Origin of the sequence: Mesorhizobium sp. M7D.F.Ca.US.004.03.1.1, from assembly GCF_003998635.1 — a bacterium.
GTDB classification, from domain to species: Bacteria; Pseudomonadota; Alphaproteobacteria; order Rhizobiales; family Rhizobiaceae; genus Mesorhizobium; species Mesorhizobium loti.
In genome coordinates this window covers 1-2229 of the sequence record NZ_RZQG01000937.1, presented here as the reverse complement: position 1 = coordinate 2229, position 2229 = coordinate 1, and the positions used below count along the sequence as shown (strand labels likewise).

The window sequence follows — 2229 nt, the reverse complement described above, 5'->3', positions numbered from 1 at the left end:
GCAGAAATGTCTGCCCCGGGCTCTCCGCGACGCCGGCTTTGATGGCCCGCTCCATTGCCATTATCAGCTCCTGGCAAAGTCGGCGCATTGGCGTGCCGACCGCCATCGTCAAGATGTCATCCGCAAGCGCCCCACGTGACTGCGGCGTCATTTCACTCACGATCGCGACGAGATCCTGACCGCTCCCCTCTTCTCGGAGCGCGGAAATTGCCCCCTCTATCCCCCCGCCGGCCATATAGAAGCCGACGAGCTCTGGTTCCCGCTGCATAAGATCCAGCAATTTTTCGTAAGTGAGCTGCCGTTCATCAAGGTTCACGAGCGCATCAAGCACCTCGAATTTTGGCGCGTTCTCACGAAAATACGCACGAAAGGCCGTTTCCCGCGTCGCATGCGCCTGGAAGCGATGGCTTCCGACAAACACCGCCACCTTGCCGGGCCGTTTTGCGGCCTTGGAAAACACCCAAGCGGCAGTCCGTCCGACCTTGCTGTTGTTGAGGCCGATGTAGCCCTCGCGCACGCCATCGGCGAAGTCGGATAGCAGCGAAAATACCGGGATACCTTTCGCCTTGAGCTCCTCGACTGATGCTGTGATTTTCGGGTGATCGGCCGCCACCATGGCGATCGCCTGGCAGCGGCTCCCAAGGTCCTTAAGAAGCGGGAGCAGGTCACGCGGCAAATGTGACTGCGCGAACTCGATGATCGGAAGGCCGTGGAAGGATTTAGCCATACTGACCGACTCTTCGATCTTGCGAGCGAAATCTTGGTAGAAATCGTGGGTAGGTTTTCTCAAGATGAAGCCCAGCTTGTAGTGCGGCAGGTGCTGCTGCAAGCGCTGTTTGATGAGACCGGCAGCATGATAGCCGATCGCGTGCGCGGCCGCATGGACCCGCTGGGCGGTCTCCTCTCGCACCGGAAGGCGGACGTTCAGAACCCGATCGACTGTTGCTACGCTGACTCCGGCTTCGCGGGCGAGATCGGCTATTGTGACGCGCTTTCCCCTAGCGATTCTGATCGGCCGGTCCTCCATCATCCGGTGCGCTCCCGCGACGGCTTGGGGCGGCAAGCTGAAATAGTTCCCCCACCCCGCGGATAGCGCATTCGACGAACAGCGCTCCATGCGCACCCAGATGAGTCTCCGTGAACCGTTCGTTTGCTTAGGGGCTTCATGGTGTTGTATTACTCACTGCGTTAGTACTCTATTTCCAGCGCTCTTTGGAGGCTGGCAATTCGACTGTTGTGTCAAGGCCGCTACTTACACGTCGCGCTGTTGCGATCTTGCTTGCGGGGAGCCAGTTTGATGTAACCCTAACCGCGGAAAGCGGTTTCCATCCGTGACTGGTCCAATTCGCCTTCCCAGCGAGCGACAACGAGCGATGCCACCGCATTACCGACTAAATTCGTCAGCGCGCGGCATTCCGACATGAAGCGGTCCACGCCAAGAATTAGAGCCATTCCGGCAACGGGAACACTCGGCACGACAGAGAGAGTAGCGGCCAATGTGATGAAGCCGGCGCCGGTGACGCCTGCCGCACCCTTCGAGGAAAGCATCGCAATTAGCAGCAGGAGGATCTGATCGGCAATTGACAAATCTGTGTTCGTCGCCTGGGCGATGAAGAGGGCGGCGATCGTCATGTAGATATTGGTACCGTCCAGATTGAATGAGTATCCAGTAGGGATGACGAGACTTACGACCGAACGGGCGGCGCCGGCCTTCTCCATCTTCTCCATTAGCGAGGGCAGCGCGGCCTCCGAGGAGGACGTTGCCAGGACAAGCAGCAGCTCGTCCTTGATGTAGCGGACGAGAGAAAAGATCGAGAAGCCGTTGTAGCGGCAGACCGCGCCGAGAACCCCGAACACGAAGAGGAAGGCGGTAAGATAGAACGTCGCGACCAGTATCGCGAGGTTGGCCACCGAACCGATTCCGTATTTGCCGATCGTAAAGGCCATTGCGCCGAAGGCGCCGATGGGTGCAGCCTTCATCAGAATGCCGACGAGCTTAAAAATGGGGGCGGTAAGCGCCTGGAGAAAGGTAACGACCGGCCTGCTCGTCTCTCCGGTCATCGCCAAAGCAATGCCGAACAGGACCGAGAAGAACAGGACTTGCAGGATGTCGCCTTCCGCGAAGGCACTGGCAATCGTTGACGGGATGATGTTCATCAGGAAGCTGGTCACGGACTGCTCGTGAGCCGTGGCCACATAGCCCTTAACGGCTTGGACATCGAGCGAGGC

The 2229-nt window shown here is 58.8% G+C and carries 2 protein-coding genes; both read right to left on the bottom strand.

The window, feature by feature from the left end:
* The coding region (locus EN935_RS32185) for a LacI family DNA-binding transcriptional regulator (RefSeq protein WP_127374030.1) at positions 1-1030 on the bottom strand (1030 nt) is incomplete at its 3' end.
* A 275-nt stretch (positions 1031-1305) separates the two neighbouring features.
* Positions 1306-2229, bottom strand: a 924-nt coding sequence (locus EN935_RS32180; RefSeq protein ID WP_127374029.1) for a cation:dicarboxylase symporter family transporter, incomplete at its 5' end; no start/stop codon positions are given.